Annotated in this window: 22 protein-coding genes and 1 tRNA gene; 14 read left to right on the top strand and 9 right to left on the bottom strand. The window is 30.9% G+C overall.

Going from position 1 to position 26835, the window contains the following annotated elements; translation table 11 throughout:
- Positions 1-159: 159 nt before the first annotated feature.
- The gene (gene ftsY / locus M9407_RS02725; protein WP_250236953.1) at positions 160-1086 is read right to left on the bottom strand and encodes a signal recognition particle-docking protein FtsY; all 927 of its coding nucleotides are present in this window, start codon (positions 1084-1086) and stop codon (positions 160-162) included.
- Positions 1087-1472: 386 nt separating this feature from the next.
- Here ftsY and rsmD point away from each other — a divergent pair, with 386 nt between their 5' ends.
- Positions 1473-2060, top strand: coding sequence for a 16S rRNA (guanine(966)-N(2))-methyltransferase RsmD (gene rsmD / locus M9407_RS02720; protein WP_250236952.1), 588 nt, complete (start codon positions 1473-1475; stop codon positions 2058-2060).
- A gap of 92 nt (positions 2061-2152) precedes the next feature.
- On the opposite strand, the gene pgi is transcribed toward rsmD, so the two are convergent.
- From pgi to M9407_RS02705, 3 genes are all read right to left on the bottom strand, one after another.
- Positions 2153-3808, bottom strand: coding sequence for a glucose-6-phosphate isomerase (gene pgi, locus M9407_RS02715; protein WP_250236951.1), 1656 nt, complete (start codon positions 3806-3808; stop codon positions 2153-2155).
- A 471-nt stretch (positions 3809-4279) separates the two neighbouring features.
- Positions 4280-5194: a homoserine O-succinyltransferase gene (locus M9407_RS02710; protein WP_250236949.1), complete on the bottom strand. Its 915-nt coding sequence runs from the start codon at positions 5192-5194 to the stop codon at positions 4280-4282.
- Between the two features lie 332 nt (positions 5195-5526).
- Positions 5527-5600 (bottom strand) — tRNA-Ile (locus tag M9407_RS02705).
- 507 nt (positions 5601-6107) lie between these two features.
- On the opposite strand from M9407_RS02705, the gene mnmG reads away from it, so the two are divergent.
- The 10 genes from mnmG to glmU all read left to right on the top strand — a co-directional run bounded on the left by mnmG (position 6108) and on the right by glmU (position 16718).
- Positions 6108-8006, top strand: a complete 1899-nt coding sequence (mnmG, locus tag M9407_RS02700) for a tRNA uridine-5-carboxymethylaminomethyl(34) synthesis enzyme MnmG (RefSeq protein ID WP_250236947.1) — start codon at positions 6108-6110, stop codon at positions 8004-8006.
- A gap of 658 nt (positions 8007-8664) precedes the next feature.
- Entirely contained in the window at positions 8665-9477 is an 813-nt protein-coding gene (gene atpB, locus M9407_RS02695; protein WP_250236946.1) for a F0F1 ATP synthase subunit A, read from the top strand.
- A 37-nt stretch (positions 9478-9514) separates the two neighbouring features.
- On the top strand, positions 9515-9754 hold the full coding sequence (gene atpE, locus M9407_RS02690) for a F0F1 ATP synthase subunit C (protein WP_011282559.1): 240 nt from the start codon (positions 9515-9517) through the stop codon (positions 9752-9754).
- A 58-nt stretch (positions 9755-9812) separates the two neighbouring features.
- On the top strand, positions 9813-10295 hold the full coding sequence (gene atpF, locus M9407_RS02685; protein WP_250236945.1) for a F0F1 ATP synthase subunit B: 483 nt from the start codon (positions 9813-9815) through the stop codon (positions 10293-10295).
- A complete protein-coding gene (locus M9407_RS02680; RefSeq protein WP_250236944.1) occupies positions 10296-10841 on the top strand; it encodes a F0F1 ATP synthase subunit delta in 546 nt (181 codons plus the stop codon).
- Positions 10842-10877: 36 nt separating this feature from the next.
- Entirely contained in the window at positions 10878-12419 is a 1542-nt protein-coding gene (gene atpA / locus M9407_RS02675) for a F0F1 ATP synthase subunit alpha (protein WP_250236943.1), read from the top strand.
- A gap of 32 nt (positions 12420-12451) precedes the next feature.
- Positions 12452-13318 carry a F0F1 ATP synthase subunit gamma gene (gene atpG, locus M9407_RS02670; RefSeq protein WP_250236942.1) on the top strand — a complete coding sequence of 289 codons (867 nt, stop codon included), beginning with the start codon at positions 12452-12454 and terminating at the stop codon, positions 13316-13318.
- Between the two features lie 30 nt (positions 13319-13348).
- On the top strand, positions 13349-14737 hold the full coding sequence (gene atpD, locus M9407_RS02665; protein ID WP_250236941.1) for a F0F1 ATP synthase subunit beta: 1389 nt from the start codon (positions 13349-13351) through the stop codon (positions 14735-14737).
- A 39-nt stretch (positions 14738-14776) separates the two neighbouring features.
- Positions 14777-15211 (top strand): F0F1 ATP synthase subunit epsilon, encoded by a 435-nt coding sequence (locus tag M9407_RS02660; RefSeq protein WP_250235137.1) that lies wholly within the window; start codon positions 14777-14779, stop codon positions 15209-15211.
- Between the two features lie 124 nt (positions 15212-15335).
- On the top strand, positions 15336-16718 hold the full coding sequence (gene glmU, locus M9407_RS02655) for a bifunctional UDP-N-acetylglucosamine diphosphorylase/glucosamine-1-phosphate N-acetyltransferase GlmU (RefSeq protein WP_250236940.1): 1383 nt from the start codon (positions 15336-15338) through the stop codon (positions 16716-16718).
- Between the two features lie 223 nt (positions 16719-16941).
- Here the strand turns inward: glmU and mnmE are convergent, their stop codons facing one another.
- From mnmE to rpmH, 4 genes are all read right to left on the bottom strand, one after another.
- Complete coding sequence (mnmE, locus tag M9407_RS02650; protein WP_250237420.1) at positions 16942-18351, bottom strand: tRNA uridine-5-carboxymethylaminomethyl(34) synthesis GTPase MnmE; 1410 nt, start codon at positions 18349-18351, stop codon at positions 16942-16944.
- A 68-nt stretch (positions 18352-18419) separates the two neighbouring features.
- A complete protein-coding gene (gene yidC / locus M9407_RS02645) occupies positions 18420-20342 on the bottom strand; it encodes a membrane protein insertase YidC (protein ID WP_250236939.1) in 1923 nt (640 codons plus the stop codon).
- On the bottom strand, positions 20321-20668 hold the full coding sequence (gene rnpA, locus M9407_RS02640; RefSeq protein WP_250236937.1) for a ribonuclease P protein component: 348 nt from the start codon (positions 20666-20668) through the stop codon (positions 20321-20323). The genes yidC and rnpA overlap by 22 nt, the downstream gene beginning before the upstream one ends.
- Before the next feature lie 20 nt (positions 20669-20688).
- On the bottom strand, positions 20689-20841 hold the full coding sequence (gene rpmH, locus M9407_RS02635) for a 50S ribosomal protein L34 (protein WP_250236936.1): 153 nt from the start codon (positions 20839-20841) through the stop codon (positions 20689-20691).
- 341 nt (positions 20842-21182) lie between these two features.
- On the opposite strand from rpmH, the gene dnaN reads away from it, so the two are divergent.
- From dnaN to M9407_RS02620, 3 genes are all read left to right on the top strand, one after another.
- Positions 21183-22286 (top strand): DNA polymerase III subunit beta, encoded by a 1104-nt coding sequence (gene dnaN / locus M9407_RS02630; RefSeq protein ID WP_250236934.1) that lies wholly within the window; start codon positions 21183-21185, stop codon positions 22284-22286.
- A 311-nt stretch (positions 22287-22597) separates the two neighbouring features.
- On the top strand, positions 22598-25012 hold the full coding sequence (gene gyrB, locus M9407_RS02625; RefSeq protein WP_250236933.1) for a DNA topoisomerase (ATP-hydrolyzing) subunit B: 2415 nt from the start codon (positions 22598-22600) through the stop codon (positions 25010-25012).
- A gap of 212 nt (positions 25013-25224) precedes the next feature.
- A complete protein-coding gene (locus M9407_RS02620; protein ID WP_250236932.1) occupies positions 25225-25635 on the top strand; it encodes an Hsp20 family protein in 411 nt (136 codons plus the stop codon).
- A 152-nt stretch (positions 25636-25787) separates the two neighbouring features.
- Here the strand turns inward: M9407_RS02620 and M9407_RS02615 are convergent, their stop codons facing one another.
- Positions 25788-26795: an AI-2E family transporter gene (locus tag M9407_RS02615; RefSeq protein ID WP_250236931.1), complete on the bottom strand. Its 1008-nt coding sequence runs from the start codon at positions 26793-26795 to the stop codon at positions 25788-25790.
- Positions 26796-26835: the final 40 nt, after the last annotated feature.

Genomic DNA, 26835 nt, shown 5'->3' with positions numbered 1-26835 from the left:
CTTAATTTCTTGTAATTAAAATCCTCCGAAGACATAATAAATATTAATAACATTATTTTCAATAATTATTTAAAAATATTTTTATTATTATCCAGATTAACAATCTTCTTTTTAAGAGACACCCATATACATTATAAATAGTGTTTTTTGTTATTGTATTTATTCTGTTAAAATAGCTTCAACAAAATTGTGTGATTTAAATGATTGTAAATCATCAATATTTGGCCCTATCCCAATATATCGTATTGGTATTGAAAAATGATCAGCAATAGATAAAAGAGTTCCTCCTTTAGCGCTACCGTCTAATTTAGTCATAATTATTCCTGTAATTTTAATAAATTCATTGAACATGCGTACTTGATTTATAGAATTTTGTCCAATGTTGGCATCAAGAACTAACATGGTTTCATGAGGTGCTGCTGCATCAATTTTTTTTATTACTCTAATAATTTTTTTTAGTTCTTCCATAGCATATATTTTATTTTGTAATCTACCTGCGGTGTCTATAATAAGTAAATCAACAGATTTTATTTTAGCTATTTTAACAGCATCAAAAACTATTGAAGCAGCATCAGCAGTGGTATTTTTTGTGATGACCGCGATGCAACCACTACGTTTCCCCAAAATTTCTAACTGATCTGCAGCTGCAGCTCTACAAGTATCTCCTGCTGCTAGCATTACAGTTCTATTTTTTAATCGGTAATAATGTGCTAATTTTCCAATAGTAGTAGTTTTTCCAACACCGTTAACTCCTACCATTAACATAATAAATGGTTTTTTTTCTTGTAAAAATAATGGTTTGTCAATAAGTGTGACTATTTTTAACATTTCGTTACGTAATGCATCATGAAAAGATTGCTCATTGCAGTTAGTATCAAAACTAATATAATTTTTCAAATTATTAATGATTTTTTGGGTAGTATGTATGTTTATATCTGCGATTAATAATTGATTCTTAATTTTATCTAATATAACGGTATCAATTCTTTTATCTCGAATTAACCCTATTATGTTATCACCCAATTTTTTTCGAGTATTTAACAAACTCTGTTTCAGTTTGTTAAATAAATTATATGCACGATTCATATATATCTACCTCATAATTATCATTAACATATACGATGTTATTTTTTATTTATTTTAATATTCCTTATTACTTATTTTGTTAATCAATTCTAATTGATATTGTTTATTTTGTGTTTTTGAAAATATACAAAATATTTACATGTAATACACTACACATAATTACATAACATAAATACAACTAATGCAGAATATAACAAAAAATAAATAGGTTGTAGACATTAGAAGCAGTGATTGTAGCACTTCTGTAGTTTATGTATAAAGTAATTAGATTTATATATCATAAAAATAAATCGATGATTCGTGGCTCATAATACAAATCTTTTCATATCAAAAGATAAAAATATTCTGTAAATTATTATTTTGAGATATAGAAATATAGTAGGTGTATGAAAAATAAATTACATTTAGGTATATCCAGAAAAATTAAGATTATTGGTGGTAAATGGAAGGGAAGAAACATACCAATTACTCGGCATTCTAAAATACGTCCAACTACTAATCGCATGCGTGAAATGTTATTTAGTTGGATTAATCCTATTATTTCTGGTGCGGTGTGTTTAGATTGTTTTGCTGGAAGCGGTGCACTAGGTCTAGAATCCTTGTCTAGAGGAGCTAACAAAGTAACTTTTTTAGATAATAATCATATTTGCATCACCGCGTTGATGAAAATCACGCAGTCTTTTTCAGCATACAACAGTGAGGTAATATATGCTGATTGTCGTTCTTGGTTACAACAAACGATTACGACGTATAATGTCATCTTTCTTGACCCTCCTTTTCAGGAGCATATTATACCTGAAATTATTTTTTTATTAGAAAGGTATAATTTATTGGAAAAAGAATCTTGGATCTATATAGAAACTTCAAAAAACAGAAATATTTTTAATACTAGTATAATTCCGAATCATTGGGTTTTATACCGCAAAAAAATTACTCGGAATGTCATGTATTATCTTTTTCTAAGAAGATCATAGAATGTTTGAATATAATAAAAACACTACTCAAAACATATTATTTCACACGTCTACCGTAATTAGATATTGATTTTATAAATCCAAGAATCGCATTAACCACGCCAAGATTTGTAACAATGTATTAAACCACAAGTTGAGCTGTCATGATTTTTAGAAATCATATTTTTATATTTTAATTCTGGTAAAATACTGTCAGCTAATTGTTTTCCTAATTCCACTCCCCATTGATCAAAAGTATGAATATTAAAAATAATGCCTTGCGTAAATATTTTATGTTCATATAAAGCAATCAAAGCCCCTAAAGTATAAGGAGTAATTTTTTTTACTAAAATAGAATTACTAGGATTATTTCCTTTACATAACTTAAAAGGAACTATACATTGTTCACCTGTGTAATTTCTTTTAGATTTTACATATTTTTGTATTAATGTTGAATGTGTATTTCCAAAAGCCAACGCTTTAGTTTGAGCAAAAAAATTTGATATTAATTTTTCATGATGATCAGATATAGGATTATGACTAATTGCTGGCGCGATAAAATCACATGGGACCATTTTAGTACCTTGGTGAAGCAATTGATAAAATGAATGTTGTCCATTAGTCCCAGGTTCTCCCCATACAATAGGACCAGTTTGATATATAATAGGACATCCATTGCGATCTACACATTTCCCGTTAGATTCCATATTTACTTGTTGTAAATATGCTGTAAAACGGTGCATATATTGATCATAAGGAAAAATGGCTTCAGTTTCTGTTTGAAAGAAATTATTGTACCAAATACCAATAAGCGCTAGAATTACTGGTAGATTTTCATGTAACGGTGTATCATAAAAATGCAGATCCATGTCATGAGCCCCGGCCAGCAATAATTCAAAATTGCCCACTCCCACCGATAGCATTATCGGTAAACCAATTGATGACCACAACGAATAACGCCCACCTACCCAATCCCAAAATTTAAACATATTTTCTAATGGATCAATACCAAATTTACGTACTTCTATGGTATTTGTGGATAATGCTATAAAATGCTTCGATATATGTTGTGCATTAGAAGTAGCTTTACAAAACCAGTTACGTGCACTAAGCGCATTACTCATAGTCTCTTGCGTGGTAAAAGTTTTTGATGCTATTACAAATAATGTATTTTCTGGATTTAAATTTTTTAACGTCTCAAAAATATGCGTGCCGTCTATATTAGAAACAAAATGCATATTTAAACGATTTCGATATGGTTTTAATGCTTCAGTTACCATATAAGGTCCAAGATTGGAACCTCCAATACCTATATTAACAACATCTGTAATTATTTTATCCGTGTAACCTGTCCAATTACCTTGAATAACTTGATTACAAAATTGTTTCATTTTATTTAGTACTGCATTTATTTGTGGCATTACGTTGAATCCATCTACTAAAATTGGCGTATTTTTTATATTTCTTAAAGCTATATGCAATACAGCACGATCTTCACTGCAATTAATTTTTTCACCATGAAACATATCTGTAATGGCTTCTATCAGATCACATTCAATAGCTAAAGATATTAGTTTAATAATAGTTTCGTTCGTGATTAAGTTTTTTGAATAATCCACTAAAATTTCATTATTAAATGTTTTAGAGAAATGAGCAAACCTATGTTTATCTTGACTGAACAAATCGCTAATTGATGTGTCCTTCATATCGTCAAAATGTTGTTTGAGGTGTTGCCAAGCTTGTGTACGAATAGGATTTATATTTTTCATAATTTATTGTATTATGTTTTATCGCAAAAGAAGTAAATAAGAATTAAATTAAAAAAGACTATTCAGCGCACCATGACTCGTTCAGGTTGCTACATAGATGTAGCAGATGATTTATATGTATAATTATCGTGCCTCGCGTGTATAAATATGGTGAAAATTTATACAGACAACTAAATATACGAAATTAACTATCTATTTTTGTATAATATTATATACATTTACATATATTTATGTAAATGAAAAAATTCTTGCTGATGTATAAATGTACTTTTTGAGCCAATCGATATCATCGATCCTAACTAAACATCAAAAAAATACATAATCTTTTGTATAGCAATAACAATAAGCACAAAATCGTAGTTTTGAAAGAAACTATATAATTTTAAAATATTTATAATTTTTGATTTTATATCTCATAAATTAATTTTATAAAGAAACATAATGATTTATTATTCGTGTTATTCAATCTGTTCAGACAGAACCTAAATATTTTGTGACATTTTGTTGTACATAATGATTTAGCCAATTGGCAAACAATAAATACGCATGACTTCTCCAGCTGATCTTAGGAACTAAATTAGGATTGTCTTGAGGAAAATAATGATCTGGCAGCATCGGACTTAATCCTAATTTTAAGTCCCTATAATATTCTTGAGATAAAGTCATCGCGTCATATTCTGGATGTCCGGTTACAAATATTAAACGTTTGTCTCGACTAATCAGTAAATATGCACCTGCTTCTTCAGATTCTGCTAAAATTTCTAAATCTGTATTCCGATAAATTATATCTTTAGGAAAATCCGAATAACGAGAATGAGGTGCTAAAAATTTTTCATCAAACCCTTTTGTTAAGAGTGCATGTGAATTTATAGTATTGTGTTGGTAAATTCCTACTAATTTATTTTTTCGAGTAAATTTAGGAAGGTTGTATAGTACTTTTAAAGCCGCCTGTACCGCCCAACAAACAAATAATATTGAATTAATATGTTCTTTTGCCCATAAAAATAATTGCTCAATTTGAGGCCAAAAGGTTATATTTTCAAAATCAATTAACCCCAAAGGAGCACCAGTTACAATCAAACCATCGAAGTTTTTATATTGGATATCTGGAAAACTACAATAAAAATTGTTTAAATGTTCAACAGGCGTGTTTTTAGGAATATGGTTATCTATGCGTAACAATTGAATATCAATTTGTAAAGGAGAATTCGATAGTAAACGTAATAATTGATTTTCCGTTTCAATTTTTTTTGGCATTAAATTGAGAATCAATACTTTTAAAGAACCTTGTTCTTTAAAAGTATTGCGTGATTTTTGCATAACAAAAACATCTTCGTTCTGTAAAATTTTCACCGCAGGCAATTTGTTTAATACCCGAACTGGCATAATGGCGTGACCTTAATATATATACGTATGTTCTAAATTTATTTGGTTTCATATTGTTTATCTTACCTATATACATAGCATAAATTCCCATTATTCATCGTAAAGATAGAATCATAATTATACAAAAAAATTTTTTTCAACACGTATTTAGTAAAATACAAAAATAAAAAATCATCACTTAAATATTACGGATAATTTGTAATCCATATATTTAACATAGCTAAACGTAGTTTATAGTGATTCATTGAATGTGCGCAGATACAAACATAAATAAAATACAAATTCTATTGAACATTTCTCATTATCTACTAATTGCAAACATCTATTCATTATAGGCCTGAGTGGAATTGAACCACCGTCCTCACCCTTATCAGGGGTGCGCTCTAACCGCCTGAGCTACAAGCCTGTAATACAAAATATTATTAATTTTTTATAATTTTACTGCAACGTATGATTGTATATTAAGTTCGATTACTAAACCACTTATTTATTTAAAGAATAAAACGTACATTGAACACACATGTGCTTACTATTTTACTAAAATTAATCCATTTTTACAATAACATAACTAGAAATATTAATTCAAGCATTTCCATAGCTTTAATCAATAAAGTAGATTAATAAACAATAACGACCTGTTTTCAAATTTTTTATTTTTAAATTTTACATACTACTACAATGATCTTCAATAATACAATCCCAATCACATACGGCAATCAAACATTGCTTCAACTTATCTTTAATGATCAGATAATTTAATCTATTCTTTTCATTGAATTTTTCAACTTTTTTAAATATAATTGCTAAAATGTTCGGTCAACGGAATGTATATACACACGAATAGCAAAGTGTGAGATTGTTGGTAGTGGAGGATTTGGTCGGGATGTGGTTGGTCGTGTGGTGAGGTTGGTGTATGTTCTATTCTACTCATTTTGATGTTATTGTTGTTGGAGGAGGTCATTCTGGGACAGAAGCGGCTTTGGCTTCTGCTAGGATGCGATGTACTACTCTTTTGATTACTCATAATATTGATACTCTTGGTCAGATGTCTTGTAATCCGGCCGTTGGAGGCGTAGGGAAAGGGCATTTAGTGAAAGAAATTGATGCGATGGGCGGATCGATGGCTTGTGCTATCGATCAATCGGGAATTCAATTTAGAGTACTTAACAGTAGTAAAGGAGCTGCTGTTAGAGCAACACGTGCTCAGGCAGATAAAATATTATATCGCCAAGTAATACGTAATATTCTTGAATATCAGAAATTTTTGTTGGTTATTCAGGCATCAGTAGAAGATTTAATAGTTAGTAGGAACAGAATTGTTGGAGTGGTTACTCCAAAATTAGGAATGAAATTTCGTGGTACGTCCGTTGTATTGACGACAGGAACCTTTCTTAATGGTAAGATTCATATTGGGATGAATAATTTTAGAGGAGGTCGATCTGGGGATACAGAGTCATCGTCGTTGTTATCAGAACGATTGAAAGAATTATCTTTGAAAGTTGGTCGATTAAAAACGGGGACTTCTCCTCGCGTGCATGCCAAAGGGATAAATTTTGATGCTTTACGTGCACAATATAGTGACGATCCTGTTCCTGTGTTTTCATTTATAGGATCTACAAAACAACATCCTACTCAGGTGCCTTGTTATATTACCCATACTAATAATAAAACACATGAAATAGTTAGATCAAATTTACATCAGAGTCCTATGTATACAGGTTTAATAAAAGGAATATCACCTCGGTATTGTCCGTCTATAGAAGACAAAATAACTCGTTTTTCAGATCGTAATGCTCATCAAATTTTTTTAGAACCTGAAGGTTTGACAACACCTGAAGTGTATCTTAATGGTATTTCTACTAGCCTACCTTTTTGTGTGCAAATACAAATGATTAAATCAATTCAGGGATTAGAGAATGCTTATATAATTAGGCCGGGTTATGCTATTGAATACGATTTTTTTGATCCTCGTGATTTAAAGTTAACATTAGAGAGCAAATTTATTTCTGGATTGTTTTTTTCTGGTCAAATTAATGGTACTACTGGTTACGAAGAAGCAGCTGCTCAAGGATTATTGGCCGGAATTAATGCAGCTAGATTTTCTCAAAATAAAGAAGGATGGTATCCTAGAAGAGATCAGGCATATTTAGGGGTACTTGTAGATGATCTTTGTACACATGGAACAGAAGAACCTTATCGTATGTTTACTTCGCGCGCTGAATACCGTCTTTCTTTACGCGAGGATAATGCTGATTTAAGATTGACTGAAATCGCGCGACAGTTAGGTTTGATAGATGAGTTGCGATGGAAAGTTTTTTGTTGCAAAAAAGAAAATATTGAAAAAGAACGTCAGAGACTACGTAATACTTATATTTTTCCGTATAGTGCAGATATTGCACAATTAAATAATTTCCTTAAAGCACCTTTAATACATGAAGCAAATGGTGAAGATCTGTTGAGAAGACCAGAAATTAATTACACAAAATTATCTCAACTAAGCACTTTTGGTTCATCTGTATTGGATCGTCAAGTATTTGAGCAAATTGAAATTCAAATAAAATATGAAGGTTATATTCGTCATCAACAAGAAGAAATAAAGAGACATATTTACAATGAAAATACATTGTTACCTACTGATATAGATTTCAATATTGTTTCTGGATTATCTAAGGAGGTCATCGATAAACTCAATAATTATAAACCTTATTCTATTGGGCAGGCTTCTCGCATTTCTGGTATAACTCCTGCAGCTATTTCTAATTTATTGGTTTGGTTAAAAAAACAAGGTTTGTTAACGTACAATACATGTTGATATATTGAATAATAGATTTCTATTAATACAAGTATTATTTGTTTACTATATGAGAGAGTTAGGCGTGTAGAGCGTGGTGTTTTTATATTTGTTTCCAATAGTTATATGGAGTTACTAATAGTAGTTTGTTATTTTAATGATCTGCTATATATGATATATATTTTTAGTACTATACGGTTGTTTATATGTGACTAGATTTTACACTTTGTAATGTTTTTGCAGGCAGGATTATACCAAGTCTTAGTTGTAAACAGGTGTATTATTTCGTAACTTTTAGTCAACATATGCGTTGTTATTTGTCTTACATTAAACTATAGTTCGGTTGTGTGTTTGTTTCTATAAGTTGTGATATATTATGTTAAATTATTGATTAATTTATAGTGTCATTTATAATTCTCTTTTGTCACATTGGTATGTGATTGCGTGAAAAGAGCGAGTATTCTTATTATTTTTATTAGTACTAACTTTTGCAAATTTGATGCAGGCACTGTCATTCTTCTCAAATACAACATCATTGTAAGTTATATATGATAATAATTTGATTTATTAAACATATTAGTAGGTATACGTTGTACATCGAGGCGGTAATGTGCATTATACAAAAACATCGTTAAAATATTTATAATATATTGCAGTTAATATTTTTGAAAGGTGGATTATGTCAGGAATCAAAGGCGCTTCCCAAGAATATATTGGACATCATTTATGTCATCTGCAATTTGATTTAAGTACTTTTTCGTTAGTGAGCTCGGAAAATACTTCTTCATTCTGGGTATTGAATATAGATTCGATGTTTTTTTCAATATTGTTGGCTATTTTATTTTTATTAATTTTCGGTCGTTTGGCTACAGTGGCAACTTGTGCGGTTCCCACAAAACTGCAAGTGTTTATTGAGTTAGTAATATTGTTTATCGACAGTAATGTAAAAGATATGTTTCATGGTAAAAACAAACTAATTGCGCCGTTATCTATGACGGTTTTTGTTTGGATTTTTTTAATGAATGCCATGGATTTATTTCCAATAGACTTATTTCCTATTATAGCTAAATATATGTTAGGGTTGCCTGCTTTGCGCGTTGTGCCGTCTGCCGATGTGAATATCACTTCTTCGTTAGCTCTAAATATATTTGTACTAGTTATGTACTATAATGTCTACATTAATGGTGTTCGTGGTTTTATTAAAGGATTGGCGTATCATCCATTTAATCATACAACGTGTATTCCTATTAATTTTATTATTGAAGTTGTTGGTTTTTTATCTAAACCAGTATCACTTAGTCTTAGATTATTTGGCAACATGTATTCTGGTGAATTGATTTTTATTTTGATATCTGGTTTATTACCATGGTGGGGACAATGGATTTTAAATTTACCATGGGCTATTTTTCATATTTTAATTGTTATATTACAGGCCTTTATTTTTATGGTTTTGACAATAATTTATTTATCTACAGCCCATGATCCGTGTTGAAATGAATAATGTATACAGAATATTGTAGGGGGTTATTATGGAACATTTAAATTTTGATATGTTATATATTGCTGCAGCAATAATGATGGGATTAGCAGCAATTGGCGCGGCTATTGGTATTGGCATCTTAGGTAGTAAATTTTTAGAGGGGGCTGCACGCCAACCAGATCTCATTCCGATTCTTCGCACTCAGTTTTTTATTGTCATGGGATTAGTTGATGCAATACCAATGATTACTGTGGGCCTTGGTTTGTATGTGATGTTTTCTGCGGTTTAACAATGAAAATTAATAAATGTATTTATTATATTGATTATTAGATATCAGGATTTACGCTGTGAGTCTTAATGCAACAATATTAGGTCAAACTATTTCATTTATTTTGTTTGTTTGGTTTTGTATGAAGTATGTGTGGTATCCATTTATATCTATTATTGAAAAACGCCAAAAAGAAATTTCTGATAATTTAGTTTCTGCTACTCATGCTAAAACAGAATCTGAGCGTGCTAATGCTGAAGCTTTGCTTTGTTTGAGACAGGCTCGGGTCAAAGCTCAAGAAATTATAAAACAAGCAAATAAATGTAAAATGCAAATAATTAATGAAGCTAAACATGAAGCTGAAAAGGAGCAAAGTAGAATTTTATCTCAAGCTCGGGAACAGATTATTTATGAAAGAAAACGTGTTGCTGACGAATTAAAAAATCAAATTAGCACACTTGTAATTGAGGGTACAGAGAAAATTATAGAACATTCTATAAATGAAATGATTGATGTAGATCTTGTAAAGAACATCATTAGTACGTTATCATATGAGGATTAGATGTCAAGCATATTTGTGATTGCGCGTACGTATGCTCAAGCTATATTTGATATAGCTGTAGAACAGAAAAATATAAGCAAGTGGAAAGTAGTTCTTGATTTATTTTCTAAGATTAGTCTAAATAGGTTAGTACGACCTTTATTTTTTAGATGTTTAGAACCAAAAAGATTATCAGATATATTTATTGCTATTTGTGAAGATTATCAAAAGCAACAAGTTGATATCTTCAGTAAAAATATAATCTATATTATGGCGGAAAATAATCGTTTATTGTTATTACCAATTGTATTTAAAGAGTTTACTTATTTATGTTCTATACATGTTCATGCTGTAGAAATAGAAATAATCTCTGCTGGGCCTTTGAAGTATAGTCAGCTGAAAAAAATTACTGATATGATGGCTAAACGTTTATCTAAAACAGTGAATCCAGTACACAAAGTAGATAAAGATATATTGGCTGGTGTAATTATTCGTATTGGAGATACTGTGATTGATGGAAGTATACGTGGACGCATTTTTCGCTTAAATCACGTACTACAATCTTAACGTTTTTAACATTAGTTAAAAGGTATAAATAAGATTATGCAATTAAATTCAAATGAAATTAGTAAATTAATTAAGCGACGTATTGCTCAATTTGATATAACGTGTGAGATTCGTAATGAAGGTACTATTACTGCTGTAGGTGATGGAGTAATCCATATACATGGATTAACCAATGTCATGCAAGGTGAAATGATTGCTTTGCCGTCAGATCAGTTTGCTGTAGCATTAAATTTAGAACGTGATTCTGTCGGCGCTGTAGTTATGGGTTCATATTTAAATTTGTCCGAAGGAATGGTGGCAAAATGCACAGGAAATATATTAAGAGTTCCCGTTGGAACAGCGTTGTTGGGAAGAGTAGTAAATGCATTAGGGGTCCCTGTGGATGATAAAGGAGTCATACAAAGTTCCTGTTATTTTCCTGTAGAAGCTATTGCGCCTAGTGTAATTGATCGAAAATCGATAGATGAACCTATTCAAACGGGGTATAAGTCTGTCGACTCTATGATACCCATTGGACGTGGTCAACGTGAATTAATTATAGGAGATCGGCAAACTGGAAAATCTGCATTAGCAATTGACGCCATTATTAATCAACGTTATAGCGGGGTTAAATGTATTTATGTTGCTATTGGGCAGAAAGCAACAACTGTAGCTAATGTTGTAAAAAAACTAGAAGAACATCATGCGTTGTCCAATACTATTGTGGTGATTGCATCTGCTTCTGAATCAGCTGTATTACAATATTTAGCCCCTTATGCTGGATGTGCTATGGGAGAATATTTTAGAGATCTTGGGGAAGACGCATTAATTGTATACGATGATCTTTCTAAACAAGCGATCGCTTATCGTCAAATTTCTTTATTGCTACGACGCCCCCCTGGACGTGAAGCATACCCAGGGGATATATTTTATTTACATTCTCGTTTGTTAGAAAGAGCTTCTAGAGTTAGCTCCGACTATGTGGAGCGGTGTACTCATGGCAAGATAATAGGAAGAACTGGTTCATTAACTGCAATACCTATTGTTGAAACTCAAGCTGGAGATGTTTCTTCGTTTATTCCAACGAATGTTATTTCTATTACTGATGGTCAGATTTTTTTAGAATCTCATTTATTTAATTCAGGAATTCGTCCTGCAGTAAATCCAGGCATTTCAGTATCGCGAGTTGGAGGATCTGCTCAAACTAATATCATGAAGGTGTTATCTGGAGGAATTCGCACTGCTTTAGCTCAATATCGTGAACTAGCTGCTTTTTCTCAATTTGCTTCGGAACTAGATGAAGTTACTCAAAAGCAATTGCAGCATGGTCAAAAAGTAACTGAATTATTAAAACAGAAACAATATGCACCTATGTCTATTTCATGTCAATCCATCATTTTGTTTGCAGCAGTGCATGGTTATTTAGAAGATGTTGAGGTTTCAAAAATAAGTGATTTTGAGTCTGCATTAATATTGTATATGACTTATACGGAAAAGGAGCTGATTAAAATAATTGATTACGATGGTGTATATAATATTAACATTGAAAATAAATTTAAAAGCATTCTTGAGACTTTTAAATCAAATCAATCTTGGTAAATTCAAACGCGTTATCGTTGCGGAATAGAAATATGTCTGGTTTAAAAGAAATACGCGGAAAAATAGATAGCATTCGCAATATACAAAAAATTGCCAAGGCTATGGAAATGATTTCTGCTGCTAAGATTTATCAAACTCAGAGGCGTATGTTAATAAGTAAACCGTATGCGGAAACTATTCGTAAAGTAATTGATCATATTTCTTCAGGGACATTAGAATATAAACACTCTTATTTTTTAGAACGAAAAATTCAATCTGTTGGTTATTGGGTAGTCTCGACAGATAGAGGATTGACAGGAGGGTTAAATATTAACTTATTTAGAACATTATTGTGTGATTTTAAAAAATGGAATAATGCGGGAATAACGATTAGATTAGCTATTATCGGGTCAAAAGGTGCTTCTTTTTTACGTTCCATAAAACAAACAAAGATAGTCAGTTGTGTATATGGAATTGGAGATGCTCCTAAAATGTCAACTTTAATTGGGTCTGTGAGAGTAATGTTGCAGTTGTATGATAATAACCAGATAGATAGGCTATATTTAGCGTATAATAAATTTGTTAATACTTTAACTCAGAGTCCTCAGGTTGTACAGATCCTTCCAATTATTTCCTCAAAAAACTCTGTATTACAAACTAAATATTGGGATTATTTATATGAACCTGATTCTAAAGTATTGTTAAACAGTTTATTACACAGATATATTGAATCACAAATTTACCAAGGAGTAGTAGAAAATTTAGCTAGTGAACAATCTGCTCGAATGATGGCTATGAAGACAGCTTCGGATAATGGAGAAGTTATTATTAATGATTTAAAGTTATTTTATAATAAAGCTAGACAAACTAAAATTACGGAAGAACTGATAGAAGTTGTTGCAGGAGCTTCTGTAATATAAATTTAAAAGATAGTTAGAGGTGTAATTAATATGAGCTCTGGAAAAATTGTCCAGGTTATTGGGGCGGTGGTTGATGTTGCGTTTCATCAAGATGTGGTGCCGACTGTATACCATGCGCTTGAAGTACATATTGATAATTTTAATAAAAAGTTAATATTGGAAGTAGCGCAACAATTAGGTGGAGGTATAGTACGTTGCATTGCAATGGGCAATACAGATGGATTACGTCGTGGGTTAGTAGCAATTGATTTAAAACACTCTATTGAAGTTCCGGTAGGAAAGGAAACTTTAGGTCGTGTAATGAATGTGTTAGGTGAACCAATTGATATGAAAGGACCAATTAAAGAAAAAGAAAGGTGGTCCATTCATAGAGCTGCTCCACTTTATTCCGAATTATCTACTGACCAGGATTTGTTAGTTACTGGTATTAAAGTAATTGATTTAATGTGCCCGTTTTCTAAAGGAGGGAAAATAGGTCTTTTTGGAGGAGCAGGAGTTGGAAAGACCGTCAATATGATGGAACTTATTCGTAATATTGCCGTAGAACATTCTGGTTACTCGGTATTTGTTGGTGTCGGGGAACGTACTCGTGAAGGTAATGATTTTTATAACGAAATGATAAACTCTGATGTTATTAATAAAGTTGCTTTAGTATATGGCCAAATGAATGAGCCGCCTGGAAATAGATTGCGTGTGGCTTTAACTGGTCTGACTATGGCGGAAAAATTTAGAGATGAAGGGCATGATGTATTGCTATTTATAGATAATATATATCGTTATACTCTTGCTGGAACTGAAGTTTCTGCATTATTAGGGCGTATTCCATCGGCGGTAGGATATCAATCTACATTGTCAGAAGAAATGGGTATTTTGCAAGAACGTATTACTTCTACAAGTTTAGGATCAATTACTTCTGTACAAGCAGTATATGTACCTGCAGACGACCTTACGGATCCATCTCCCGCTACTACTTTTTCTCATTTAGATGCAACTATAGTTTTAAGTCGTCAAATTGCTGCTCTTGGTATTTATCCTTCGGTAGATCCATTAGATTCTAATAGTCAACAATTAAATCCACTTATTGTAGGGCAAGAACATTACAATGTGGCTCGTGATGTGAAATCTACCCTTCAACGTTATCAAGAACTTAAAGATATTATTGCGATTTTAGGTATGGATGAATTATCAGAAGAAGATAAATTAATAGTATTACGTTCGAGAAAAATTCAACGGTTTTTATCGCAACCCTTTTTTGTTGCTGAAGTATTTACTGGATTTTCTGGTACATATGTTTCTTTAAGAGATACTATTCAAGGATTTAAAGAAATCATAGAAGGCAAATATGATCATATTCCAGAGCAAGCATTTTATATGGTAGGTACTATCGAAGAGGTTATAGAAAAAAATAAAACGCTTTGAATTTTTTTTATTTTATTAATAAAAGGTCTAGAGATCAGAATGTCTGAATGTACTTATCATTTAACTGTTGTTTCTGTTGAAAGAAAAATTTTCTCTGGTGTAGTTCGTAAAATTCAAGTAACAGGTATTGAAGGTGAGATGGGTATTTTTCCAGGTCATACTCCGTTACTTACGGCGATTAAGCCAGGAGTATTGCGCATAGTAAAATCATATGATAATGAAGAATATGTGTATATATCGGGAGGTATACTTGAGGTTCAGAGAAATATAGTGACGATATTGGCGGATACAGCCATTCGAGCGGAAGAATTAGATGAAAAAAAGGCCAGAGAAGCTAAATATGAAGCTGAAAAACATATTAAAAATTATCGACATAGTTTTGATATAGATTATATTAAAATAACTTCAGATATATCTAAAGCCATTGCAAAATTGAGATTAATGGAATTAACTAAAAAAAATAAGAATATGTAACTAGTAATAATATTTCTATTTGTTGTATAAATAATTTTTCTGTTTATGTATGCGAGTTATATATTTAATGTAATAAGAATAGTTTATAACTAAAAATAAGAATCATAAGAAATATATAAAGATTATGTCGTATATTAATTTCAGCGCGATTATCCTTGCTGCTGGTAGAGGTAACAGAATGTTGTCTGATACGCCAAAGGTGTTGTACCAAATTGGTGGTAAGTGTATGTTACAACATTTAATTGATTCTGTAATACAGGTAGGCGTTAGGTCCATATATGTGGTATATGGATACAAAGGAGAAATGATAATAAAAAAAATTAATACAGATCAATACAAAATTCCTGTGCATTGGATATTGCAAAATGATCTTGTTGGGACTGGAGATGCTGTTCGGAGAGTGTTACCCGTCATTAGTGATGGTGAAGAAGTTCTTGTTTTATATGGTGATGTTCCTTTTGTTTCTTATCAAACATTACAACGATTGCATGCCATTAAATCCCAATGTGATATAAGTATGTTAACTGCTACACTATCTAACCCAAAAGGATACGGACGTATTATTCGGAACCAGGAAGGAAGTGTTGTCAGAATTATAGAACATGATGATATCATCAATGATGACCAAAAAAAAATTAAGGAAGTCAGTACTGGTATTTTTATTGCTATTTCTGATCATTTAAAGTGTTGGTTAAGCGCATTAACAACTCATAAGTCAAAAAATGAATTTTATTTAACAGATATAGTGCAGATAGCTCATCAATCAGGTTACAGTATACATACTATGTGTCCTACTGATACATTTGAAATAATGGGAGTAAATAGCAAATCAGATTTTGTTTATTTAGATAAACGATATCAACAAAGAAAAGTACAATATTTGTTATCATCAGGGTTGATGATTATTGATCCAAATAGGTTTGATTTACGAGGAACATTAGTACATGGGAAGGATGTGTATATTGATATTAATGTGATCATTAAGGGACATGTTTCTTTGGGGAATAGAGTTAAAATAGGAGCAAGTTGTATATTGAAAGACACGGTAGTTGCAGATGATGTAGAGATATACCCGTTTTCAATTATTGAAAATACAAAAATAAGTTTCCAAAGCAAAGTTGGACCATTTGTTCGGTTGAGACCGGGAACTGAATTAAAAGAAAAAAGTCATGTGGGAAATTTTGTAGAGATAAAAAATACTCGGTTGGGCGAGAAATCCAAGGTCAAACACCTTAGTTATTTAGGTGATGCAGAAATTGGTGATCAAGTAAATATAGGGGCTGGTACTATTATTTGCAATTACGATGGCATCAAGAAACATCAAACGATTATTGGTGATGATGTTTTTATTGGAGCTGATAGTCAGCTGGTGGCTCCAGTTACTATTGGAAAACAGGCGACTATTGGAGCTGGAACTACAGTAACTCGAGATGTGCCAGCTAGTGAAACTATTATTAGTAGAATACGACAATTTTCTATATTAAATCGGAAGCGATCAAAAAAATAAAAAATAATTTTATTTTTTTATTATTCAAGAATTATTCGTCAATTAAACATTGTATTACACAGTTTACTAATAAATTAGTTATATATCACTGTCAAATGTGTATATTGGTTTGAATTATAATTTATTGATCTGTAGTCTATATGTAATCGTAGCAAAGAAACGGTATCATTCGAAATTTATATTTATTAAAATATTTGTAAATTACTTGTGAGTTTATAAGTCATCATTTTCCAATACAAAATGTAGAGAATATTCTTGTTAATAAATCATCAGGAGTAAACTTTCCGAAAATTTTGCTTAATTCCTTATGTGCTAACCCAAGATCTTCAGCAAAAAGTTCATTGATCGACATAGCAGATAATAGTTGTGTTTGAGCAGACAAAAGGCATTTAGAAGATTTTTCAAGAGCATCTAAGTGACGTCTACGAGCAATGAAATTCCCTTGGTTTTCAGAAAGATTGAAAGAACAATTTTTCTGTATTTGAAATTTGATATTATTACTTAAATATTCTTTTAATAAGTCTGTTCCATCATCAAATAAAGCTGATAACGTGATATTTGTATAATTATTTAGTATACTAATTCCTATTTGATTTTTAGTTAAATCAGATTTGTTATGTATAACCGTGATGGGAGTTTTTTTCTTTTTACAAAATAATACTTTTTCTACGTGTTCTAGTGTGATGTCATGTTCCTCATTTTTTTCGTCGTTAGGATCAATTATCCATAATATATGATCTGCGTTACTTAATTCTTCCCATGTACGTTTCATCCCAATTTGTTCTATTTCATTATCGCCTTTTTTTTGTAGCCCAGCAGTATCAGTAATATGGAATGCTATTCCATTTAATTGGATACATTCATGTAATGTATCTCGGGTGGTTCCCGATATCGTACTTGTAATTGCCCTATCAGTCCCAACTAATGCATTAAATAAACTAGATTTTCCAGCATTTGGTTTTCCAGCAATTACTATTTTTATCCCTTCACGGAGTAAAACACCGTGATAGGCTGATTTATACATGTGTTGTATATCGTTTATAATGTTCCTTAATTTTTTTTTTATAGTTTCATATGGTAAAATACTAATTTCGTCTTCTGAAAAGTCAATAGATGATTCTGCATACATGCGTAGATTAGTAAGTTGTTCTGATATTATGTGTATTTTACGAGAAAAAGTTCCTTGTAAGGAATTGGATGCTGATTTTGCAGCTTGATATGAAGTAGCATCGATAATGTCAGCTATTGCTTCTGCTTGGACAAGATCTATTTTGTCATTTAAGAATGCTCGTTTGGTAAATTCTCCTGGATGTGCTATTCGAATATCAGAGGATGTTTTTAAAATACGTTCTAATAATATATCTAGAATTATTTGCCCTCCATGTCCATGGATTTCTAGTATGTTTTCCCCGGTAAAAGAATTTGGTTCGGGAAAAAACAAGGCTATTACTTGTTCTAATATGGATCCGTCCGCGTCTAAAAAAGGCAAATATTCTGCCTTTCTGGGATTTGGTATTTTTCCTAATAATTTAAGAGCAATTGAAGGAACGGATTTTCCAGATATTCGTATAACCCCAATACCTCCACGGCCTGGAGGTGTGGAAATAGCAACCACTGTATCTGTTGTATAGATCATAGTTGTTATATTACTTTAAAACATAGTATATATATACTTGAATTATAATTTTTTTAATATTTTTATTAGTTATTTTTATTGCGTAACCCTCGTTTTTCTAGTTCTCGATAAATCATGTATTGTTGGACAATAGTGATTATATTGCTTGCTATATAATATAATACTAAACCAGATGGGAACCATAAAAAAAATATAGTAAAAATTATTAACATGATAGTCATCATTTTTTTCTGTATTGCATCAGTAATTGTAGTAGGCGACATTTTTTGTATAAAAAACATAGTAATTCCCATTAATATCGGTAATATGTAATAAGGATCCTGAGCAGATAAATCATGAATCCAGAAAGCAAATTCAGCGTGCCTTAATTCTACAGAACCTGACAACATATAGTATAAAGCTAAGAATATTGGCATTTGAATTAATAAAGGTAAGCATCCCCCCAATGGATTCACTTTTTCTAATTTATATAATTCTATAGTTTTTTGATGATATCGATATTTGTCGTGTTTATATTCTTCTTGTATTATAGATAATTTAGGTTGTAGCATACGTATTTTTGCCATAGAAGTATATTGCGCTTTAGTTAAAGGATACATGGTTAGACGTATAATTAATGTTATAATGATAATAGATACACCCCAATTTTCTATGTAACTGTAAATAAAGCTCAATAATTTAAACAATGGTTGGGAGATAAACCACAACCATCCATAGTCAACCAATAGATCTAAATTTGGAGCTATTGCTTTCATTCTTTCTTGAATTTTTGGTCCTATCCATAATATAGATTGGAATTTACCTGTTTCTCCTATCGGGAGATATATTGAATCAGATTGAAAACCTATAGCAGCACTATTATTATTATTATGGTAGGTAGCATAAAATGTGTTATTTCCTTGAGTAAGAGGTATCCAGGCTGTCGCAAAATATTTTTGTGACATTGCTATCCAACCTGTAGAGGTATTAATTTTTAAGTTCATATTTTTTATATCTTTAAAACTATATTTTTGATATTTTTTTTTATCAGTAGAATATGCTGGTCCTCGATAAGAGTATAAAGGAAAATTATCTCCGTTATCGATGTTATTATATGATTTGGGATAGTGTTCGGATTGTACTATATTACCAAACAATTTAATTCTTAATGGATAAGTGCTCATATTATTTACGGTATAGGATACATATATGGAGTAGTCATTTCTATTAAAAATATAATTCTTAGTATATGTAATCCCGTCGGCAGCGTAATGTGTTAAAGTTAATTGTAATTTATTTTCATTTTTTGGTATGGTGTATATGCTTTTGTCAGTTGAGGTAGTGTACAAAAATTTTTTGTTATTACATGATTTACCCGGTATGTTTTCGTTTATTAGTCCACTATTTGTTTGATATATAAAATCTTGTGAAGTACTTAATAAATGAAAAGGTTCTTTAGAATGTAAATTCTCTAAATAGTTCACTAGATATGCTTCTTCAATATCTCCTCCATAAGTATTTATTTTTAATAACAACACGTCTGTTTTTACTGTAATCATATGACTTCTGTGATTAACATGTTTTATTTCATCATTATCTTCAGAACGAATTAATGGATATGTATTTTCATGTATATTTATTTTTTGAATATTAGTTCTTTGATGATATTCTGTGTGCCATATTTGCCATAGTATAAATGACATAATTAGAAAAGCTATCACAAAGAAATTACGTTGCGAATCCATGTTGATTATGTCCTGAATATGTGAATGTGAATAATATTTAAAATCTTCATTGTTATTTAAGGTTAAAGGATGGCATTGCAATATACGAATACATGTTATCCAGATACCTCGTAATACTCCGAATTTACGTATTGATTCCACCCCATATTGAGAACATGTTTTTTGAAAACGACAACGATGACCCAATATAGGACTAATACTGATTTGGTATCCATATATTAGCCAAATTATGCTTTTTTCTATTAACACAAATGGCGATACCATAATTTTTCGAGCTCTTGTATCAATGTTTGATTTTTATAATGAATAATCTCTTTTGAGCGGATGGTTATAACAAAGTCTTTAGCCAATAAGTTATGTTGATATATACGAAAAGTTTCACGAATATGTCTTTTTATTCTATTGCGCTCATGAGCGCACTTAACATATTTTTTTGAGATAGCTAGCCCAATACGAGGATGTCCTAATCGATTGGATCGACTGAATAAAGTGATTCCACTTGTTTTAACGCGTTCTGGTTTTTGAAATACAAAAATAAACTCATTTAAAGTTAACAAACGTGCTTGTTTAGGTAAAAATTTTCTATTCATTTGGTTGCACTAATAAAATTTTAGTGAATATTTAAAATAGATACAACCAATCGAACGCGCCCTTTAGACCTACGCCTTGATAATATTTTACGGCCTTGTCTTCTTGACATTCTTGCTCTAAACCCGTGCGTTCTATTGCGTTTTAGTATGGAAGGCTGGAAGGTGCGTTTCATATTTACATTCTTGTGTATTTATTTGATAATAAGAATAAAATTTTTTAATTGTTGTTAGTTAATTATCATGCGTTGATAATTGACACTTATATTATAGGATATAGTATACAAAGTCAAAATATTTAAATTTTGTTTCACTATGTTCGATAATAATTGTTTTGTAAGAATAGTACTAATAGAAGGTGATTACTTGCGTGAATGTATTATTCGGTTTTTAATTCGTCAATGTGTTTATGTTTCAATTTTGCATATTATATTGTGCGATATGTGTTTGAGATTTTTAAATTGATATCATATCATCATGTGATTATTTGACATGTTACTTTTTAATAAGTTTAGTTATGAATTTTATAATAGATAGGAAATTATTATATCAACCTTTGCAAAAAGTCGTGGGCATTCTTAGCGGGCGCCCAAGAATGCCCATATTAACTCATGTGCTATTAGAAGTGAATGATAACTGCTTATGTATTACTGCTACAGATTTAGAAATAGAGATAACAGTTCGCATTATATTACAAGATACATGTCCCATTGGATCTGTGACAGTACCAGGGCGTAAGTTTTTTGAAATTTGTCGAAGTTTATCTGAATCATCAAAAATTTCTATAGTATCAAAAGACAAAAAACTGATTATTTGTTCTGGATGTAGTAAATTTTATTTATCTACATTTTCTTCGTTAGATTTTCCTAAATTAGAAAAATGGGATAATGATTTAAAATTAGTTATATCCCAGGCTACTTTAAAAAAAATGATTGAATTAACCCAATTTGCTATGGGTCATCAAGATGTACGTTATTGCCTAAATGGTATACTGTTTGAAACCAAAGAACATGTCTTACGTATTGTTGCGACAGATGGGCATCGGTTGGCAAGTTGTGAAGTAACTATGGATGTATTATTACCTGATCAATCATCGATTATACCTCGTAAGGGCGTTATTGAAATCTTACGTTTGTTGAACGTTAAAGAAAAATTAGTTAATATTCAGACAAATAATAATAATATTCGTATGGAGACAGAGAATTATACTTTTACTTCTAAATTGATTGATGCAATTTTTCCAAATTGTCATGATGTTTTTGTAAAGCGTTCAAAAAATTTTTTGGAAGTAGAATGCGATATTTTGAAGCAGGCTTTAAAACGTGCAGCTATTCTTACGAATGAAAAACTTCGTATCGTTCAATTTACATTAATTACTAATCAATTAAAAATAACCGCGTATAATTTTGAACATGAAGCATCGGAAGAAATTTTGGATGTTTTATATTCAGGTCAGAATACGAAAATATCTTTTAATGTAGATTACTTGATTGATGTTCTTCAGGTAATGGATACTCAGTTTTTACGGTTTTATTTGACAGATGAAGTATCCAGTGTGCAAATTGAAGGCACCGAGAAATATTATGGAGCAACATATATCGTCATGCCAATTCGGGTATAATAATGATTTACAGATTGTAACCTAGCATGTATTTTAATGGCTATTACTTGTGATTAAATGGATAGCACGCAATAACAATAATACTAGAACGTATAAACTATCTACATGATTAGATATTTAAAATTCAAAAAAGTATAAATCGATATACTTTTCTTATGAAAATAAATTTTTCTCGTCATGATAAAAAGTATGTATGCATATATGCGTGTATATTTAGTAAGTGTAATAGTTCGGTTGCAGTTATATTTGGTTATATGTATTTTTGGAAAAATTAGTTCATATTATATGTGTATTTATACAGGAATAAGATCATGTTGAGTGCTTATAATTCTTCAAGTATTAAGATCTTAAAAGGGTTGGATGCAGTACGAAAACGTCCTGGGATGTATATTGGGGATACTGACGATGGAACAGGATTGCACCACATGGTATTTGAAGTAGTGGATAACGCTATTGACGAAGCTATTTCAGGGTATTGCAAAAAAATAGTAGTAATAATTCATCAGGATCATTCAGTATCGGTTCAGGATGATGGACGTGGTATTCCCACGGGTATACATGAAGAAGAAGGAGTATCTGCGGCTGAAGTTATTATGACAATATTGCATGCTGGAGGTAAATTTGACAACAGTAATTATAAAGTGTCAGGAGGATTGCATGGCGTTGGAGTGTCAGTAGTAAACGCATTGTCGGAGAGATTGGAGTTAGTAATAAAAAGAGATTTTAAAACCTACAAACAGGTGTATTGTGAAGGAAAACCGCTATCACCTTTAGAAATTATAGGCGACAGCGAACATAGTGGCACCATAGTGCGGTTTTGGCCAAGTCTTAAAACGTTTACAGGTAAGACTGAGTTTCAATATGATATTTTAGCTAGACGTTTTCGAGAGTTATCGTTTTTAAATTCTGGAATCGTAATTATTTTGCGTGATTGTCGCAATAATAAAGAAGAAAATTTTCATTGTGCAGGTGGAGTGAAAGCTTTTGTAAAGTATTTGAGTATCAATAAAACATCAATCCATCCTAATATATTTTATTGCTTAGGTAATAAAGGGGAAATTAATATAGAGGTTGCATTACAATGGAATGATAACTTTCAAGAAAAGATATATTCTTTTACTAACAATATCCCTCAACGGGATGGAGGAACTCATTTATCGGGATTAAAAGCTGCTATTACAAGAACACTGCATTTTTATATGGATAAAGAAGGGTATAATAGAAAAGTTAAGGTTGTAACCATAGGAGACGATGCTAGAGAAGGACTTGTTGCTATATTATCTATTAAAGTACCGGATCCAAAATTTTCTTCTCAAACTAAGGATAAATTGGTGTCATCAGAAGTGAAAACCGCTGTTGAGTCATTAGTTTATGAAAAGTTAATAGAATTTTTTTTAGAAAATCCAATAGATTCTAAGAATATAGTAAATAAAGTTATAGGGGCTGCCCGCGCTCGAGAAGCAGCGAGAAAAATTAGAGATTTGACACGTCGTAAGGGTTTATCAGAGTTTTCAACTCTTCCAGGTAAATTAGCTGATTGTCAAGAGAAAAATCCAGTTTATTCTGAATTATATTTGGTAGAAGGAGATTCTGCTGGTGGTTCTGCAAAACAAGGTAGAAATCGTAAAAATCAAGCAATACTACCACTTAAGGGGAAAATATTGAATGTAGAAAAAGCACGTTTCGATAAAATGTTGACTTCTCAGGAAGTAATGACATTGATTACTGCTCTTGGATGTGGAATTGGCCCAAATGAATATAATCCAGATAAATTGAGATACCACAATATTATAGTTATGACGGATGCAGATGTCGACGGCGCGCATATTCGGACTTTGTTATTGACTTTTTTTTATCGCCAGATGCCAGAAATTATTGAAAGAGGACATATATTTATCGCGCAACCTCCTTTATATAAAGTTCAGAAAGGACACCAAGAGCGATATCTTAAAGATGAAGAAGCAATGAGTAAATATCAAATATCAATAGCAGTAGGAAGTTCTTGTTTTTACATTAATCCTGATACACCTCCTTTGAAAGGAAAAATATTGGAACAATTAGTTTTTGAATATTATTTAATACAAAAAATCATTGTTCGTATGGAACATCAATTTCCAAAGATACTATTGAACAGACTAATTTATCATTCAGTTCTATCCGAGGAACAATACTATTGTTATGAAAGCGTTAAAATATGGATGAGGTCTTTAGTTGACTCTTTGAGTAGTTTTGAAGAATATGGCAGTAGTTATGATTTTATTATTTTAAAACATCATGAGAATGAATATTTTGAGCCGATATTACGTATACGAACATACGGTATTAACATAGATTATGTATTAGGTATAGATTTTATTAAAAGTTATGAATATAAAAAACTAGTTTCTTTTGGGATGCGAATGAACGAGTTGTTTCTTTCAGATGCGTACATAGAATATGGGATATCTCGTAAACAGGTATATTCTTTTGATCAAGCAATGGAATGGCTTATGCAAGAATCTAGAAAAGGATTAATAATACAACGCTATAAAGGACTAGGTGAAATGAATCCAGATCAATTATGGGAAACAACTATGAACCCTAAAAACAGATGTATGTTGCGTGTAACAATAAAAGATGCGATAGAAGCTGATCATTTGTTTACTACGCTCATGGGTGATTTAGTGGAACCAAGACGTGCATTTATTGAAAAGAATGCGTTAAAAGCAACAAATGTAGATTATTAAATTATGAAGATAATTTAATATATGAATTTTATATAGAAAAATGGTTTTCTGAGTCAATAGATTGTTATTATGTAATTATGTATTGATATTATCGGTATAAATAGTACTATAATGCAGGTGGGTGATATTAGAGTAAAAGATTTAATAATTAAACTTTATTTAATTTTTTGTATTCATAAAAGTTATCAAACACTTGATTAGGAGTATTATGTATGCATAATTTCGATTTTTCACCATTGTATGGTTCTGTCATTGGATTTGATAGATTAGTGAATTTTTTGGAGATTGGACAAAGTAATGGAAGTTATCCGCCCTATAATGTTGAGTTAGTGAGCGAACACAAATACTGTATTTCTATTGTAGTAGCCGGTTTTACGAATAGTGAGTTGGATATTACAATGCATGATAATATGTTAGTAGTAAAAGGAATACATATTGATTCTCATCAAAATTCTAAGAATTATTTGTATCAGGGTATTACTGAGCATAATTTTGAAAGAAAATTTCAATTATCCGAACACATTCAAATAACAGGCGCAAATTTGGAATATGGAATTCTTTATATACATTTAGAAAGAATCCTGCCAGATACATTAAAGCCAAGGCGCATAGAAATTAAATAGGATAAATTTATTGTTATATTTATTTGTTAATGTGTGCGATAATCAAGCCGGGCTTTATTAATTGTTATATATACGGGAGCTCGGTTTGTTTTTTAGTTTTTGATGTTCAATTAGCATCGGTTACGTATGTGTATTAGTTTAATACTGAAATATCAGATTAATTTTTTCGAACGTAGTTCATTTTTTAAATAAGCATAAAAAATTGGAGCTGCTATTAAGCCTTCTAATCCAAATATTGATTCTAGTACAAGCATTGAAAGTATCAATTCCCAAGGGTTAGCATTGATTTTATTTCCAATAATTTCGGCATTCAGAAAATATTCTAATTTATGAATTAACACTAAATAAATGAGCATCATTACTCCGATGCTTAATGAGATAGATAAAGCCGAAATAGTAATCATAATATTGGAAATAAGATTACCAATAATTGGTAACATACCCAAAATAAAAGTCATGATAGTTAAGGTCTTTCCTAATGGTAAAGACTGCCCAATTAATGGTAATAAAACAAAAATTATAATAGATGTTAACAATGTGTTTACTGAAGAAATTTTAATTTGAGCAAAAACAATGTTACGAAACGCCCTAGAAAGATTGTATATACGTTCTGATAATTGAGTAATAAAAAATGTATTATGAGTGTGTTGTTGTGTAGATTTAGAACAAGATATTAAAACACCAACTACTACTCCTACTAGTAAAGTAATAAATCCGTGTAAGAAAGTATGTCCCATATTTCGAATAAGAATTAAGTGTGACTCAATCCAAGTAAATATTTGATCTTTTAGTTCTTCGGTAGTGTTTGGTAAAAAAGAAGGTAAAAAATCAGGAAGTCTTTTTTTAAAATCAGAGAAGATTCTATTAATTTCAATGGAAATACTAATTTTATTAACATCTTCTGAGAAAAAATTAGTACAATTAATAATTCCTATGGTTATAACAATAGATATACTTATGAGAATGAATGCTACCGCAACCCAACGAGCACGATTTATTCCAATAAATCGTTCAAAGTAAGACGCGAAAGATATTATAATTTCATAAGTTAAAAATCCAGAAAAAAAACAAGGAAATAAACCCAATGGTATCACGATCATTATAAAAATAAACATTATTAGATAAGAAATTATTATGATTGGTGTCTTTCGGGAAATCATTTTTATATCCTAGCGCATGTAGATTTCTGCAGTATACAAT

It is taken from the genome of Blochmannia endosymbiont of Camponotus sp., from assembly GCF_023586365.1.
Classification (GTDB): domain Bacteria; phylum Pseudomonadota; class Gammaproteobacteria; order Enterobacterales; family Enterobacteriaceae; genus Blochmanniella.
The sequence above is the reverse complement of the archived record's forward strand: the minus strand, read 5'-3'. Positions and strand labels throughout refer to the sequence as shown.